The organism is Diaphorobacter caeni, assembly GCF_015354245.1.
Taxonomy (GTDB): domain Bacteria; phylum Pseudomonadota; class Gammaproteobacteria; order Burkholderiales; family Burkholderiaceae_C; genus Diaphorobacter_A; species Diaphorobacter_A caeni.
The window spans coordinates 633,132-648,393 of sequence record NZ_JADKYZ010000001.1 but is presented as its reverse complement, the minus strand read 5'-3'; the positions used below and the strand labels follow the sequence as shown (position 1 = coordinate 648,393).

The window sequence follows — 15,262 nt, the reverse complement described above, 5'->3', positions numbered from 1 at the left end:
GCACCTGCAGGACCGTGTGGAGATCGTCAACACGCTCTGAGGTCGGACGCTCCGCGCCCCCCCGGATTTCAGAGCTATTGGACATCGATGCCGCCAGCCGGACCTAACCGCTGCGGCGAAAAAAGGAGACCCACAATGAAGGCAGAGGACGTGCGCCCCAGCTACATGCGCCCCTACGACCCACAGTACGACCCGCTCGTCATGCCCAATCCGGGCCAGGGCACGGGGTATGCACCCACTTACTGGGTGGGCACGGCAGGCGTTCCACCCGAAGATGACGGCCCGATCTCCGGCGACATCGAAGCGGACGTGGTCATCGTCGGCTCGGGCTTCACCGGCCTCGCCACCGCCCTCTTCCTCGCCCGTGAACACGGCATCAAGGCCATCGTCCTCGAAGCCAACCAGAGCGCCTGGGGCTGCACCAGCCGCAACGGCGGTCAGGGCCAGAACGCCAGCGGTCGCCTGTACCGCTCGGGCTGGGTCGAGCGCTGGGGCAAGGAAACCGCACTCAAGCTCGACGCCGAAATCCGCGAAGGCTTTCAGACCTTCAAGGACCTGGTCGCGGAATTCCCAGAATGCGAACCGCAGCCAGGCGGCCACCTCTACATCGCCCACCGCGAAAAGAAGATGGACTTCCTGCGCAGCGAAACCAAGCTGATGCGCGACGTGTTCGGCTACGACGCGAAGATGCTCAGCAAGGAAGAAGTGCAGCGCGACTGGGTGAACGATGCCGACAGCTTCGGCGCGATGCACGAGCCCGATGGCATCGGCGTGCACCCGCTCAAGCTCGCCTTCGCCTACCTGCGCAAGGCACGCTCGCTCGGAGTGAAGATTCACCCCGCAAGCCCCGTGCTTGACGTGGAAACCAAGAATGGCGTGCACTATCTGCGCACACCGGGCGGCGTCGTCAAGGCCAAGTCGGTCGGTTTCGCGACCGGCGGCTACACCAGCAACAAGCTGCACCCGCAGCTGCGCAACAAGATCATGCCGATCCTCTCGAACTCGCTGGTCACGCGCCCGCTGACGCCCGAGGAACTCGAAGCGACGAACTTCAAGACCACCCAGGTCATCACCGACACGCGCACGCTGCGCTTTTACTACCGCCGCCTGCCCGACAACCGCGTGCAGATCGGCAGCCGCAGCTCCATCACCGGCGCGGACGCTCCAAACCCCGTGCACATGGCCAAGCTGGTCGATGGCCTGCACCACAAGTTCCCCGCGCTCAAGGGCATCAAGATCGATTACTCGTGGTGGGGCTGGGTGGACGTGAGCCACGACATGATGCCGCGCATCACGCAGCCCGACCCCAAGGAAACCATTTTCTACGCGGTGGGCTACGGCGGCAACGGCGTGTCGTTCTCCGCGCATGCCGGCCGCCGGATGGCGCAGCGCATCGCAGGCCAGCACCTGAAGGCGTTCGAGCTGCCCATCTACAACTCGCCGCTCGAGTACCCGAACGTGTTCAACACGGTGCGCTCCGAAGCGTTCGCACCATTCCGACGCATGGGCCAGCGCTTCCTCTATCACTGGTATCACCACCAGGACGAGCAAGGCTGATCCACCTCCCTCCAAGATCGTAAACGTAGCTCCCGCTGCGACTTCCGGAGGCTCATCCCGCAAGGGAGGAGCCTCCTTTTTTCTTTTGTTTTCAACAACTTGAGTGATTTCACTGGCATACATATTGCAATGCAACAAGCACTCCCGCACGGCCACCTCAAAACCGTGCAAAGAGCCTCTTGTTCAACTCTTGCGAGCAGATCAGTGAAATCACCTATCCATCTCCCAATTCGCTTGGGCGCGCATTCGCCGCAAGCCAGCGTAGCATCGCAATGCACGCGCCGCACAAGGCTTTGCAGGCTGCGCACCCCACTTGCACGCACTGCAACATGGCGGCATTTGTTCAACAAATCGCGCCTGCGCACCCCACTGGACCTAACGATAGACCGCAACTGGCCCTACATCCTGCACACGGTTGCTCACTACAGTGCAACTGGAAGGCTCACGAAAACACGGGCACGGGCTTTCGGATTCGAACCAGAAAAGGGGTCATCGACGCATACACAAGGAGTGTCATCAGGGAAGTGTTTTTCTGGTTTCGTAGTTCAACCGATTTCGTTCTAAAACAATGGAGACAAGCAAAATGACAATGCAAAAACGGTTTGTGCTGAAGGCAGGCATCGCAGCGGCAGCGCTGGCGATCACGGGCGCCGTGTGCGCCCAGCAGAAGACAGTGACGTTCGCGAACCAGGACATGCTGGTTCCGCTGCGTCTGGTCATGGAGTCCGGTGAGATCGAGAAGGAGACCGGCTACAAGATCAACTGGCGCATGTTCTCGGGCGGTGGCGACGTGATCCGCGCCATGGCCTCGGGCGACGTGCAGATGGGCGAGCTGGGCTCGAGCCCGCTCACCGCGGCGGCCAGCCAGGGTCAGGACATCAAGCTGTTCTGGGTCTCCGCCGACATCGCCAGCGCCGAAGCGCTGGTTGCACGCGACGGCAGCGGCGTGACCAGCTTCAAGAGCATGGAAGGCAAGCGCATCGGCGTGCCGTTCGTCTCCACCGCGCACTACCAGCTCATCGCTGCGCTGGGCAAGGAAGGCGTGGACGCGCGCAAGGTCAACATCATGAACATGCGCCCACCGGAAATCGCCGCCGCGTGGGAACGTGGTGACATCGACGGCACATTCGTGTGGGATCCGGTGCTCGCCAAGGTCAAGCAAAAAGGCAAGGTGCTGGCCACTTCCGGCTCCATCGCTCAAATGGGCTTCCCGACGTTCGAAGGCATTGTCGTGACCTCGAAGTTCGCGCAGGAAAATCCGGAATTCATGGTCGCCTTCGTGAAGGCCCTGAACCGCGCAAGCTCCCAGGTGCGTGACAACCTCGCCAAGTGGACGCCCGAGTCGAACGAGGTGAAGGCCATCGCCAAGTGGTGCAAGGCCGATCCGAAGGACGTGCCAGCCGCCATGTCGCTCTACAAGTTCCCAAGCGCCGAAGACCAGCTCACCGCCCAGTGGCTGGGCGGCGGCGCGGCCAAGGCCATGAGCAACACCGCGACGTTCCTGAAGTCCCAGGGTCGCATCCAGGAAGTCAAACCCGACTACTCCGCGTTCGTCACCGACGCGTATGTGAAGAAGGCGCTGGGCAAGTAAGCCCCGGCATCACGAACGGCCGCTCCGATCTCCTGCTCCAACGGGAGACGGAGCCGCCATGGACCATTCACTTACGTCATTTTCTTTTTGGAGAGCGGTGTCATGCCAACTCTGGACATACGCGAACTGACCGTCAACTACGAGGTCAAGGGCGGCCATCTGCAAGCCCTCGCGCCCGTCAACCTGACCATGCACGACGGGGATTTCGTCGTCGCGCTGGGAGCATCGGGCTGCGGTAAAACTACATTGCTCAACTGCATGGCTGGCTTTCTTGCGCCCTCGAGCGGCGAGATCCTGCTGGACGGCAAACCCATTGACGGCCCCGGCGCCAATCAAGGCGTGGTGTTTCAAAAGCACGCGCTGATGCCGTGGCTCAACGTGGTCGACAACGTTGCGCTGGGCCTGCGCATGCGCGGCGTCGATCTCAAGACCCGTACCCAGATCGCCGAGGAAAAGCTCGGTCTGGTGGGCCTGCAGAACTACACCAAGCGCGCGGTCTATGAACTCTCGGGCGGCATGCAGCAGCGCGTGGGCATTGCCCGTGCGCTGGCCAATGACCCCGCCCTGCTGCTCATGGACGAACCCATGGGCGCGCTCGACGCATTCACGCGCGAGCAGGTGCAGGAGATTCTGCTCAAGGTCTGGAAGGCCACCAACAAGATGGTGTTCTTCATCACCCACTCGGTCGAAGAAGCGCTGTTTCTGGCAAGCCGCCTGATCGTCATGAGTCCCAGCCCCGGACGCATCTCGCATGTCTATGACGACATGCCTTTCTGCCACGAGTTCCTGCGCACCGGCGACGCCCGCGCAGTCAAGTCGCGCCCTGATTTCATCAAGATGCGAGAAGAAGTTCTGAGCCTGATTCACCACCGGGAGACAGATCATGTCTGATGCCGCCACCATGACCAATGTCCCTACCAGCACACCCAAGGCCACACGCGTGGCCCCTCAGAAAACGCCCCCATCCCAACCACCGGGGCCCGTGAAGACCAGCCGTTTCAAGACACCGGGCGAAGGCTCGAGCGTCGGCATCAGCATCGTCACCGTGATCGTGCTGCTCGCGCTGTGGTTCGCCGCCACCAACCTCGGCTGGGTCAAGCCGCTCTTCCTGCCAAGCCCGCAAGCGGTCTTTCAGCAGTTCTACGAGTACCTTACCGGCCAGGCCAACGACAAGCCGCTGTGGCAGCACTTTTCCGCCAGTCTGCTGCGCGTGACCGTAGCGTTCTGGCTGGCCTTCATCGTCGCCGTGCCGCTGGGCATCGCGATGGGCATGTCCCGCGTGGCACGCGGCATCTTCGATCCACCGATCGAGTTCTACCGCCCACTGCCACCACTGGCCTACCTGCCGCTGATCATCATCTGGTTCGGCATCGATGAAACGCCCAAGATCCTGCTGATCTTCCTGAGCTGCTTCGCGCCTCTGGCACTCGCCGCCCGCTCGGGCATGCGCAGCGCTGCGCAGGAACAGATCAACGCCGCCTACTCCATGGGTGCGAGCTACTGGCAGGTGATCCGCTACGTCATCATCCCCGCCGCGCTGCCCGACATCCTGGTGGGCATGCGCATCGCCATCGGCTTCGGCTGGACGACACTGGTCGCCGCCGAAATGGTGGCCGCCAACGTCGGTCTGGGCCAGATGGTGCTGAACGCATCGAACTTCCTGCGTACCGACATCGTCATCATGGGCATCATCGTGATCGGCGTGGTGGCGTATATATTCGACCTTTTCATGCGGTGGGTGGAGAAGCGTCTGGTTCCATGGAAGGGACGCATGTAATCCAACCTGTGGGGTGAGGAGTCGGTGCCCTCCTCTTCTACTCTTGGGCCTTCATCTTTGTTGTGAACGGCCGTTGACGGGGGCACCTTTTGAGCAGGTGATGGCGGGGGTACAGCACACCCGTCTCCTTGCGGACAGTGATTCGGGCGGCCTTGATTTGGCCGCCCGTTTTTTTTGCTTTTTTAGTTTGTTGTGGGATTGCTTACGGAGGCCGGGACTGCCCCCGGCGGGGCAATCACTTTTTGCTTGCGCGCAAAAAGTAATCAAAAACGCGCTTTCAATACCTCCGGCGGAACTCGCTGCGTTCCTTCGTCACTCCGCTCGGACAACCGCCGGAAATCAGTTTGGAAGAGGTGTTGCGGCACTTTGCTTCGCTCGTGCCGGGGGCGTTTGCAAAGTTGGGTTTAGCTGCAAATGCCCAATGCTCTTTTGAACGAGGTCGGCCCAGCGAGCAAATGAAAAAATCGAGCAGCACTGGCGCCCCAACATCTCGCGAAGTCGCGAGATGTTTCGACACAAGCGAAGCGACGTGCCGAATATTCCTCTTGGTTAAACACTGACTCGCGGCGGTTGCCCGAGCGGCGCGCGCAGCGCAAAGCGAGTTCTGCCGCGGGTATTCAAAAGCGCGTTTTGGGTTACTTTTTGCGCGCAAGCAAAAAGTGACTCCGCCGCCGGGCGGAACTCCCGGCCTCCGCCCTCAAAAAAGCCAACAAAAAAATCACCTGCGACACAGCAACTCAGCAACGCCAAGCAACAAAGCCTCATCCACATGCTGGTGCAGATCCACCGCCAGCCGCTGCCGATAAAACACCCCCAGATCCAGCCCCACGCCCAAAGCGCAGACCTTCACGTCCCCCGCCCGTTCCCGCGCGGCAAGCACCTGGCGGAGATGCTGGTCGAGGTAGTGCTCGTCGTTCACCTGGTGCGTGGCGGTGTCCATGGGGCAGCCGTCGGAGATCACCATCAGGATGCGGCGGCGGGCGGGCTGCGCGAGCAGGCGCTGGCAGGCCCAGTCGACGCCTTCACCGTCTATGCCTTCACGAAAAATGTCGGGCCTGCGCAGGGCCGCTATGCCCTGACGGCCGTGGCGCCAGCGTTTTCCGGCATCTTTGAAGATGATGTGCAGGCGCTCGTTGAGACGGCCGGGGAACTGCGGCTGCCCCGCCTTTTGCCAGTCGCGGCGCACGCGGCCGCCGTTCCAGGCGTTGGTGGAAAAGCCCAGCACTTCCACGCGCGCGCCCGCCATGTCCAAGGCGCGCCCCAGCACGTCGACGAGGATGGACATGGGCTTGGAATAGCTTTTCATCGATCCCGAGCAGTCGAGCAGAAACGTGACCGCCGTCTCGTTGATCGGGCGCTGCATTTCGTCCTTGAAGATCTCGCGCAGTTGCGGATCGCTCACGAGTTGCGACAGCCGTCCCGCATCGAGATGCCCTTCTTCCAGACCGAAGTTCCAGCCGTCGCGCTGATGGGTCGCGAGGCGCTGCTGAAAGTAGCGCGCGATGCGTCCGACGTGCAGACCGGAGCGGGAGATTTCGTCGTCCATCTGCTCGCGGAATTCGACGAGCTGGGCGTGGCGGATCAGTTCGGTCGCGGGCTCTTCACGGTCGTACTTCCGAGTGAAGACGCGGTAAGTCTGCGACGAGCTGGCCCAGGCGCGGCTGTCGCCGGTCTGGGCGAGCGGAAGCTCATCGAGGTTCTGCGATTCAAAATGCAGCGGCAGCGCGAAGCTGCTGCGGCGCTTGGGATTGCCGTTGCCGCGTGGCGCCTCCTCCTGTGCGGCGCGCACGGCCTCGCCCACCCAGCGGGCCACGGCGAGCGCGGGTTCGCTGAAGGCGGTCTGGTCTTCGCGGTGGCGGCGCAGCTGCACCCAGTAGCGGCCGAGATGCGGCGACATGCCCATGCGCGTGGCTTCGATGGCGTCGGACATGCGGTCGGGCATTTCCTGATCGGTCAATCGGCTCCACGACACCAGCGCGACGGCGAACAGCAGGATGCCGAGATCGCTTTCGGTGAGTCCCGAATCCATGAACGACTGCGCCCAGTGCAGAAAGCGCTGGCGCATGTTCTCGCGCGCGCCGGGCCAGGTGACGGGCACGAGGCTTTCCACGCGCAATTGCTCGAGCAGCTCGAAGATCAGCCGCTCGATGGGATCAGAGGGCAAATGCGTGCGGTGCAGCTGCGCGTCGCTGAGCGACAGGCGCAGGCCCACGCTGTCGAGCAGGCCGCGCTGGTCGGCGAGCACGGCGGGAACCTCGGCATGGTGCGCGGCGGGCAGCGCCTGCGGCGTGGTGCCGGCATACAGCGTCTGGCCGCTCCATTGCAGCGAGGCGTCACCGGTGATGGCGCGCAGCAGCGCACCGCCCCAGGCTTCCATTTCAGCAAGCGTCGGATCGTGGGGATTGACGGGCGCCTTGGGAGCTTCGGGCAACGACGTATCGCCGATCAGCTCCTGCCCCATCTCAGCCAATGTGCACCTGCAGGGCTGGGTCGTCGGTGCGTGCGTTCAGCTCCTGGCCGAAGCAGCGCTGAAAGTATTCGGCGACGATGGTGCGCTCCGCCGGCTCGCACTTGTTGAGGAAGGTGAGTTCGAACGCGAGCTTCACGTCGTGGAAGATCTGCGTGTTCTCGGCCCAGGTGATGACCGTGCGCGGCGACATCAAAAGCGACAGATCGCCCACGGCGAAGCCCTTGCGCGTGAGGTTGGCGAGCGCCACCATCGCGTCGATCTGATGGCGGCCCTGCGGCGTGTCCATCTCTGGAACGCGTGCGAGCACGATGGCGGCCTCTTCGGCGGGCTGCAGGTAGTTCAGCGTGGTCACCAGATTCCAGCGGTCGAGCTGGGCGTGGTTGAGCATCTGCGTGCCGTGATAGAGGCCCGAGAGATTGCCCTGGCCGAGCGTGTTCATCGTCGCGAACAGGCGGAAGAAGGCGTGCGGCTGGATCACGCGCTTCTGGTCGAGCAGCGTGAAGCTGCCCTCGCGCTCGAGCACGCGCTGGATCACGAACATCACGTCGGGGCGACCAGCGTCGTATTCATCAAACACGATGGCGACCGGGCGCTGCAGCGACCATGGCAGGATGCCTTCCTGGAACTGCGTGACCTGCTTGCCGTCCTGCAGCGTGATGATGTCCTTGCCGACGAGATCAAGGCGGCTGATGTGGCCGTCGAGATTGACGCGCACGCAGGGCCAGTTCAGGCGCGCGGCGACCTGCTCGATGTGCGTGGACTTGCCCGTGCCGTGCATGCCCTGGATGACCACGCGGCGGTTGTGCGCGAAGCCCGCGAGGATCGCCATCGTCACCTGCGGGTTGAAGCGGTAGGCCGTGTCGATGCGCGGCACGTGGTCGGTGCGCTCGTCAAAAGCGGGCACGCGCATGTCGGTGTCGATGCCGAACACCTCGCGCACGCTGATCGTGGAAGTGGGCTCGAGGGAGGTCAGGTCAGTCATCATCTGCTCCAGGTGGAACATCGTCGTTGATGCGGGCGATCGCTTGCGCTGCGGCCTGCAACTTGGGGAGAAAGGAGAGCGCCTTCTCTTTGGAGAAACGCATGATCGGGGCCTGCACCGCAAGCCCCATGTTGGAGTTGCCGCTGTGCGACGGCACCAGCACGCCAAGGCACAGCAGGCCCGGCAGAAATTCTTCGTTGTCGAACGCGTAGCCCTGCTCACGCACCTTGTCGAGTTCGGCATCCACCGCGTCGAACGTGGTCAGCGAATTGGTGGTGAAGCCCTCCAGCGGCGCTGCCGACAGCAGGCGGCGGCGCTGGGCCGGTGCCATCTGGCTGAGGAACATCTTGCCGGTGGCCGAGCAGTGCGCGGGCACGCGTGAGCCGGGGTGCAGATAGAAACGCAGCGGCGCGGGCGTTTCCACGCGGTCGAGATACAGCACCTCGCTGCCGGAGAAGGCGGTGATGTTGCAGCTCTCGCCCAGATCGTTCACCAGATTGGAGAGCACCGCATGGCGCGCACCATGCGTGGTGTTGTTGAGCAGGACGTTCTCTGCCAGGCGCATCAGGCGGCGGCCCGTGGCGTAGTGGCGGCCATTGCCTTCGCGCTGCAGGATGCCCGCGGTTTCAAGCTGCGTGAGCATGCGGTGCATGGAGGGCTTGGGCAGACCGGTTTCTTCCACGATGGACTGCAGCGTGAAAGGCGTGTCCTTTTGCGCGATGACCTCCAGAAGCGCAAACAGACGCAGGTTGGGCGTGTCCCCATCCAGTTTGGTCGTGCTGTTGTCGGTGTTCTTCATATCGCCATCGATCATATTGAGTTCCGTTTTTTGAGTCAATTTATTCCGAAAAAAGAAATTTCTTGCTTTTTTGCGAACACATCCCTTAGACTTGCGTTCGTAATTTCTTTTTCTGGAACTTTAAGTTCCGTTTTTTCCATCTTCCTCAAGGAGACAAAGATGACTAAAGCCCAAGCTGACAATCGTAAGGTGGTTGAAGGCGTCACCAAGATGACCCCGTCCGAAGCCTTTGTGGAAACCTGCGTCGCCAACGGCGTGACCGAAATGTTCGGCATCATGGGCTCTGCCTTCATGGACGCCATGGACATCTTCGCGCCTGCAGGCATCCGTCTGATCCCCGTGGTGCACGAGCAAGGCGCCGCCCACATGGCTGACGGCTATGCACGCGTCTCCGGCCGCCATGGTCTGGTGATCGGCCAGAACGGCCCAGGCATCTCCAACTGCGTGACCGGCATCGCCGCCGCTTACTGGGCACACAGCCCCGTCGTGATCGTGACGCCTGAAACCGGCACGATGGGCATGGGTCTGGGCGGCTTCCAGGAAGCCAACCAGCTGCCGATGTTCCAGGAATTCACGAAGTACCAAGGCCACGTGTGCAATCCAAAGCGCATGGCTGAATTCACCGGCCGTTGCTTCGACCGCGCCATGTCCGAAATGGGCCCGACGCAGCTGAACATCCCACGCGACTACTTCTACGGCGAGATCGAGTGCGAGATTCCAAAGCCCATGCGCGTTGACCGCGGCCACGGCGGCGAGAAGAGCCTGTCCGAAGCCGTTGAACTGCTGAAGACAGCCAAGTTCCCAGTCATCCTGGCTGGCGGTGGTGTGGTGATGGCTGACGGCGTTGCCGCTGCTCAAGCTCTGGCGGAGCGTCTGGGCGCACCGGTTGCCACCGGCTACCTGCGCAACGACGCATTCCCTGCCAAGCACCCCCTGTGGGCCGGCCCTCTGGGCTACCAAGGCTCCAAGGCCGCCATGAAGCTGATCGCTCAGGCCGACGTCGTGATCGCTCTGGGTTCCCGCATGGGCCCATTCGGCACGCTGCCACAGCACGGCATGGACTACTGGCCCAAGACTGCCAAGATCATTCAGGTCGAAGCCGATCACACCAACCTGGGTCTGGTCAAGAAGATCTCCGTCGGCATCAACGGCGACGCCAAGGCTGTCGCTGAAGAGCTGGTCAAGCGCCTGGCCAACGTGAAGCTGGACTGCGACGCCACCAAGGCCGCCCGCGCCGACACCGTCGCCAGCGAAAAGGCTGCATGGGAAAAGGAACTGGACGGCTGGACGCACGAGCGCGACGCCTACAGCCTGGACATGATCGAGGAAGCCAAGAAGGAAAAGACGCCCACCGGCGGCGAGTACCTGCACCCACGTCAGGTTCTGCGCGAACTGGAAAAGGCGATGCCTGCCCGCGTGATGGTCTCCACCGACATCGGCAACATCAACTCCGTCGCCAACAGCTACCTGCGCTTTGACGAGCCACGTTCGTTCTTCGCTCCGATGTCGTTCGGCAACTGCGGCTACGCCCTGCCCACCATCATCGGTGCCAAGTGCGCTGCGATGGACCGTCCTGCTGTCGCCTACGCCGGTGACGGCGCATGGGGCATGTCGATGATGGAAGTGATGACCGCCGTGCGTCACAACATTCCCGTGACCGCCGTGGTGTTCCACAACCGTCAATGGGGTGCCGAGAAGAAGAACCAGGTGGACTTCTACAACCGCCGCTTCGTGGCAGGCGAACTGGAAAGCGAAAGCTGGTCCGAAATCGCCAAGTCCATGGGCGCTGAAGGCATCGTCGTCGACAAGCTGGAAGACGTCGGCCCTGCACTGAAGAAGGCCATCGACATGCAGATGAACGAAGGCAAGACCTGCGTCATCGAAATCATGTGCACACGGGAACTGGGCGACCCGTTCCGCCGCGACGCTCTGGCCAAGCCCGTGCGCCTGCTGGAAAAGTACAAGGACTTCGTGTAAGTCCCACGTCACCGCGTGAGCCTGCATTCAGGTTCACGCCACCGTGACACGCGCACATTCCGGCCTGCCGGGATGTGCCCTCACCGCAGCCCTCTTCCGCCAACGGGGAGAGGGTTGCGGTGAGGGTGACAGCGGCGTTTGCACAAGCGCGCCGCCAAGTGCCCGCACATCAACGACAGAACAATCGGTCAAACCATCAATCAACGGACTGGAGACATCGCCGTGGCTTCCAACCCCAACCTCACCGTGGCCGTGGACAACACCGCGCCCAAGCCCCGTCCTCACCTGGATCAACTGCTCGACAAGGCCCGTGCCAAGGGCGCGATTCCGGTGGCGGTCGCCTATCCGTGTGACGCGGGTTCGCTGCAGGCCGCACTGCAGGCCGCGGATGCCGGGCTGATCAAGCCCCTGCTCGTGGGTCCGAAGGAACGCATCGAAGCCGCCGCCGCACAGGCCGGCCTTGACCTCTCCAAGGCCGAGATCCGCGCCACCGCCGACGACCCACGCGCCGCCGCCTCGCAGGCCGCCGCGCTGTGCCGTGACGGTGCCGCCAAGGCACTGATGAAGGGCAGCCTGCACAGCGACGAACTGCTGGGCGCGGCCGTCGCCAAGGAAGCGGGTCTGCGCGGCGGTCGCCGTGCGAGCCACGTGTTCGTGATGGACCTGCCGGGCTACGAGCGCCCGCTGCTCATGACCGACTGCGTCGTCAACATTTTTCCCGACCTGATGGCCAAGCGCGACATCGCTCAGAACGCCATCGATCTGGCCAAGGCCATCGGCATCCAGACGCCGCGCGTAGCCGTGCTCTCGGCCGTGGAAACCGTCAACCCCGCCATTCCCGGCACGGTGGACGCTGCGGCGTTGTCCAAGATGGCCGATCGCGGCCAGATCACCGGCGGGATCGTCGACGGCCCGCTCGCGTATGACAACGCGATCTCGCTGCGCTCGGCGCAGAACAAGGGGATCACTTCCGACGTGGCCGGCCATCCCGACGTGCTGCTGGTGCCCAGCCTGGAGGCAGGCAACATGATCTACAAGCAGCTGGTCTACATGGCGGACGCGGAATGCGCGGGCCTCGTGCTCGGCATGCGCGTGCCGATCGTGCTGACCAGCCGTTCGGACTCCGTCGAAGCGCGGATCGCGTCATGTGCGCTGGCCGTTCTCGCCGCCTGATCCATACTGAATTTCAAGTTGCTTTCGAAGTCGACCTGCAAGGGTCTTGTATGTGCCGGAGCTCTGCAAAGTGCTTCGGCATTTTTTTATTCTTTTTTTGGTTGGGTTGGTCGTTTCAAGGCGGCAAGACAGCCCCTCATGCTTTGTTGCGAAGCCTTGCCGTATGAACATACTGTCTGCGGCTTCGCGTCGCGCCTGAGGGGCTGTCTTGCCGTTGGTGCTGGCGGTTCTGGCGCTCGCTGCGCTTCGCAGGCCCACTCCGGCTGGCGGGTGCGGGTACAGGTCAGTTCTTTTTCAAACTGCAATGCTGGCGCCGTTGACGGCTGCTGATTGCTCCGATGCGAGGAAGCCGATGGTCTGCGCGATTTTTTCTGGTGACGTCCATTGCGTGAAATCGGCGCCCGGCATGTCCTTGCGGTTTTGCGGCGTGTCGATGATGCGGGGCAGGAGACAGTTCACGCGCAGCCCTTGCGCCTTGAACTCGGCGGCGAAGGATTCGGTCATGCGGATCACGGCGCTTTTCGATGCGCAGTAGGCCGTCATGTTCGCGCCGCCGGTGAGCGCGGATTGGGCGCCGATGTTGATGATGCTGCCCGCGCCCTGCGCGACCATCGTGGGGGCGACGCTGTGCATGGTCTTGAAGACCGCGCCTGCGTTCAGAGCCATCAGGTGCTCGTACTGTTCGATCGCATCGCCCGCGATCGACGATCCCATGCTGAAGCCGCCCGCGATGTTGCAGAGCACGTCGATGCGGCCGAAGCGCTGCAGTGTCTGATCGCATGCGGCGCGGATGCTGGCTGCATCCGTCACGTCGCAGGCGATGGCCAGGAGACGCGCGTGCGCATCGCCGAAGCGCGTCTGCAGATGCTCCACATGCCGCTCCAGCGCGACAACCTGGAAGCCCTGCTCCAGCAGGTGCGTGGCCACGGCGAAGCCCAGCGCGCCGCCAGCGCCGGTGATGATGGCGGTTTTGATTTCGTTGCTCATGAAGGAGATGCCTTTGTTCGCTTGCGCGGATTCTGAACCGGACCCGCAACCAGTGGAGAGAATGCGCCCATCATGGCATCGAGAGGGGCGCATTCCCTGCATGCCCATGCATGCAGGCGGGATGCTGATGCACCCCTAAGAGCGTGTTTACGATCTCCACACGCTTTCATTGAGGCCGTGCCTGCGGCCCGCGCACCAGTCCGCCGGGCAGCGCTCCCGTCGCCTCGCCATGTCGCATGATGACCTCGCCGCGCTTGAGCGTGGCCACATAGCCTTCAGCGGTCTGGTTCAGTCGCCGTCCACCGGCCGGCAGATCGAAGGCCACATAGGGCGGCGGCAAGCGCAGCTTGTCGAAGTCGATGATGTTCACGTCCGCCAGATAGCCCGGCGTGAGCTGGCCGCGATCCCGCATTCCATAGATCTGCGCGGTGTCGCTGGTCTGCTTCTTCACGATGTGCTCAAGCGACAGGCGCGGTCCGCGCGCGCGGTCGCGCACCCAGTGGGTGAGCATGTAGGTGGGCATGCTCACGTCGCAGATGTAGCCGCAGTGCGCGCCGCCATCGGCCAGGCTCATCATGGTCTGCGGATGCTGCAGCTGCGTGTGCAGCTGGCTCAGGTCGTTGTAGGCGTAGTTGAAGCTCGGGAAATAGATGATGCCCTTGCCGTCCTGCGCCATCAGCATGTCGTAGGCGATCTCGAGCGGGCTGCGCCCATCGCGCTTCGATATCGACTCGATGCTGAGCTCCTGCGGCGGCTCGTAGTCGGGCTCGGCGCCAAGCGCGTACATCTTCTGGAAACTTTGCGTCAGATAGGCGAGCCGCGAATCGAACTCCGCCGATCCGAGCAGCGCCTGCATGTCGGTGAGCTGCGCGCGCACCTGCGGATCGCGCAGACGCTGAAGCTTTTCCTCCCACGCAAGCGGCGCAAGCGCCTTCCATACATCGTGCGCCATGAAGGGGTGGATCGAGCCCTGCCACGCCATGAGAATGCCCGCAGGCCGCCCGGCCACCGCACCATAGATCGGCACGCCGTCGCTGTGCGCCTGATCGAGGCTCTGCAGCAGACGCCGCCAGTTCTCCGCCGTGCCGTCGGTCTGCACCAGCGCGAAGGCCACCGGCAGTTGGTTGTCCATGGCGATCTGCCGCAGCCATGGAAACTCCGTCTCCATCTGGTAGTGGTTGGACGTCATCTGGAACACGCCGTGCCCCACTTCCTTGATCGCTCTTGCGATGCCCAGAATCTCGTCCGGCGTGGCGAACGTGCCGGGCGGGAACTTGCGCGTCTCGTACTTGTGGATGAAGGTGCGGGTCGTCGAGAAGCCCAGCGCTCCGGCCTTCAGACCGTCCTTCACCACTTGGATCATCTGGCGGATGTCGTCCGGCGTGGCCTCGTCGTGCGTGATGCCGCGCTCGCCCATCACATAGGTGCGCACCGCGGAATGCGGAATCTGCGCGCCCACGTCGAGCGCGCGCGGCATGCGCGCAAGTGCGTCGAGGTACTCGGGAAACGTCTCCCAGTCCCAACGGATGCCCTCGGACAGCACGGTGCCCGGAATGTCCTCCACGCCTTCCATCACGCGGATCAGCCATTCGCGGCGATCGGCCTTCACCGGCGCGAATCCCACGCCGCAATTGCCCATCACCACGCTGGTCACGCCGTGATCGGTGCTCGGACTCAGGTAAGGGTCCCACGTCGCCTGCCCGTCGAAATGCGTGTGCACATCCACCCAGCCCGGAGTGACCAGCGCGCCGTTCGCGTCGATCTCCTGCTTGCCTGCGGACAGCTTGCCGCCGACCGCCGCGACCTTTCCGTCCCGAATCCCCACATCGCCTTCAAATGCGGGCTGACCGGTGCCGTCGACGATGCGGCCGCCTCGAATGACTGTATCGAACATGACTTCTCTTCCTTTGCCTCTACGTGCCTGCACCGAGCGTCCACCCGGTCCAGCT

At 63.0% G+C, this 15,262-nt stretch carries 11 protein-coding genes; 6 read left to right on the top strand and 5 right to left on the bottom strand.

The genetic code is table 11. The features are described from left to right. Positions 1 to 135 precede the first annotated feature (135 nt). The 4 genes from ISG32_RS02825 to ISG32_RS02810 all read left to right on the top strand — a co-directional run bounded on the left by ISG32_RS02825 (position 136) and on the right by ISG32_RS02810 (position 4,925). Positions 136 to 1,557, top strand: a complete 1,422-nt coding sequence (locus ISG32_RS02825) for an NAD(P)/FAD-dependent oxidoreductase (protein WP_194769478.1) — start codon at positions 136 to 138, stop codon at positions 1,555 to 1,557. 583 nt (positions 1,558 to 2,140) lie between these two features. Further along, positions 2,141 to 3,148 (top strand): taurine ABC transporter substrate-binding protein, encoded by a 1,008-nt coding sequence (gene tauA / locus ISG32_RS02820; protein ID WP_194769477.1) that lies wholly within the window; start codon positions 2,141 to 2,143, stop codon positions 3,146 to 3,148. A gap of 102 nt (positions 3,149 to 3,250) precedes the next feature. Next, positions 3,251 to 4,039: a taurine ABC transporter ATP-binding protein gene (locus ISG32_RS02815; RefSeq protein WP_194769476.1), complete on the top strand. Its 789-nt coding sequence runs from the start codon at positions 3,251 to 3,253 to the stop codon at positions 4,037 to 4,039. A gap of 10 nt (positions 4,040 to 4,049) precedes the next feature. Continuing rightward, positions 4,050 to 4,925, top strand: a complete 876-nt coding sequence (locus ISG32_RS02810) for an ABC transporter permease subunit (protein WP_407645024.1) — start codon at positions 4,050 to 4,052, stop codon at positions 4,923 to 4,925. A gap of 718 nt (positions 4,926 to 5,643) precedes the next feature. On the opposite strand, the gene ISG32_RS02805 is transcribed toward ISG32_RS02810, so the two are convergent. The 3 genes from ISG32_RS02805 to ISG32_RS02795 are packed head-to-tail and all read right to left on the bottom strand — an operon-like array spanning position 5,644 to position 9,191. Beyond that, positions 5,644 to 7,386, bottom strand: a complete 1,743-nt coding sequence (locus tag ISG32_RS02805; RefSeq protein WP_194769724.1) for a cobaltochelatase CobT-related protein — start codon at positions 7,384 to 7,386, stop codon at positions 5,644 to 5,646. A gap of 1 nt (position 7,387) precedes the next feature. Beyond that, a complete protein-coding gene (locus tag ISG32_RS02800) occupies positions 7,388 to 8,377 on the bottom strand; it encodes an AAA family ATPase (protein WP_194769474.1) in 990 nt (329 codons plus the stop codon). Continuing rightward, on the bottom strand, positions 8,370 to 9,191 hold the full coding sequence (locus tag ISG32_RS02795) for an IclR family transcriptional regulator (RefSeq protein WP_194769473.1): 822 nt from the start codon (positions 9,189 to 9,191) through the stop codon (positions 8,370 to 8,372). Before ISG32_RS02795 ends, ISG32_RS02800 begins: the two co-directional genes overlap by 8 nt. 144 nt (positions 9,192 to 9,335) lie before the next feature. Between ISG32_RS02795 and xsc the strand changes: the two genes are divergently transcribed. Both xsc and ISG32_RS02785 read left to right on the top strand, forming a co-directional pair. After that, entirely contained in the window at positions 9,336 to 11,153 is a 1,818-nt protein-coding gene (gene xsc, locus ISG32_RS02790; protein WP_194769472.1) for a sulfoacetaldehyde acetyltransferase, read from the top strand. Between the two features lie 222 nt (positions 11,154 to 11,375). Continuing rightward, the gene (locus ISG32_RS02785; RefSeq protein WP_194769471.1) at positions 11,376 to 12,326 is read left to right on the top strand and encodes a bifunctional enoyl-CoA hydratase/phosphate acetyltransferase; all 951 of its coding nucleotides are present in this window, start codon (positions 11,376 to 11,378) and stop codon (positions 12,324 to 12,326) included. A gap of 294 nt (positions 12,327 to 12,620) precedes the next feature. Here the strand turns inward: ISG32_RS02785 and ISG32_RS02780 are convergent, their stop codons facing one another. Both ISG32_RS02780 and ISG32_RS02775 read right to left on the bottom strand, forming a co-directional pair. Further along, a complete protein-coding gene (locus ISG32_RS02780) occupies positions 12,621 to 13,313 on the bottom strand; it encodes an SDR family oxidoreductase (RefSeq protein WP_194769470.1) in 693 nt (230 codons plus the stop codon). A gap of 166 nt (positions 13,314 to 13,479) precedes the next feature. After that, a complete protein-coding gene (locus ISG32_RS02775) occupies positions 13,480 to 15,207 on the bottom strand; it encodes an N-acyl-D-amino-acid deacylase family protein (protein WP_194769469.1) in 1,728 nt (575 codons plus the stop codon). Positions 15,208 to 15,262: the final 55 nt, after the last annotated feature.

Bases quoted from the DNA above. Each gene is read 5' to 3' on its own strand.
- ISG32_RS02825 (WP_194769478.1), top strand. From the start codon at position 136: ATGAAGGCAGAGGACGTGCGCCCCAGCTACATGCGCCCCTACGACCCA.
- tauA (WP_194769477.1), top strand. From the start codon at position 2,141: ATGACAATGCAAAAACGGTTTGTGCTGAAGGCAGGCATCGCAGCGGCA.
- ISG32_RS02815 (WP_194769476.1), top strand. From the start codon at position 3,251: ATGCCAACTCTGGACATACGCGAACTGACCGTCAACTACGAGGTCAAG.
- ISG32_RS02810 (WP_407645024.1), top strand. From the start codon at position 4,050: ATGACCAATGTCCCTACCAGCACACCCAAGGCCACACGCGTGGCCCCT.
- ISG32_RS02805 (WP_194769724.1), bottom strand. From the start codon at position 7,386: ATGGGGCAGGAGCTGATCGGCGATACGTCGTTGCCCGAAGCTCCCAAG.
- ISG32_RS02800 (WP_194769474.1), bottom strand. From the start codon at position 8,377: ATGACTGACCTGACCTCCCTCGAGCCCACTTCCACGATCAGCGTGCGC.
- ISG32_RS02795 (WP_194769473.1), bottom strand. From the start codon at position 9,191: ATGATCGATGGCGATATGAAGAACACCGACAACAGCACGACCAAACTG.
- xsc (WP_194769472.1), top strand. From the start codon at position 9,336: ATGACTAAAGCCCAAGCTGACAATCGTAAGGTGGTTGAAGGCGTCACC.
- ISG32_RS02780 (WP_194769470.1), bottom strand. From the start codon at position 13,313: ATGAGCAACGAAATCAAAACCGCCATCATCACCGGCGCTGGCGGCGCG.
- ISG32_RS02775 (WP_194769469.1), bottom strand. From the start codon at position 15,207: ATGTTCGATACAGTCATTCGAGGCGGCCGCATCGTCGACGGCACCGGT.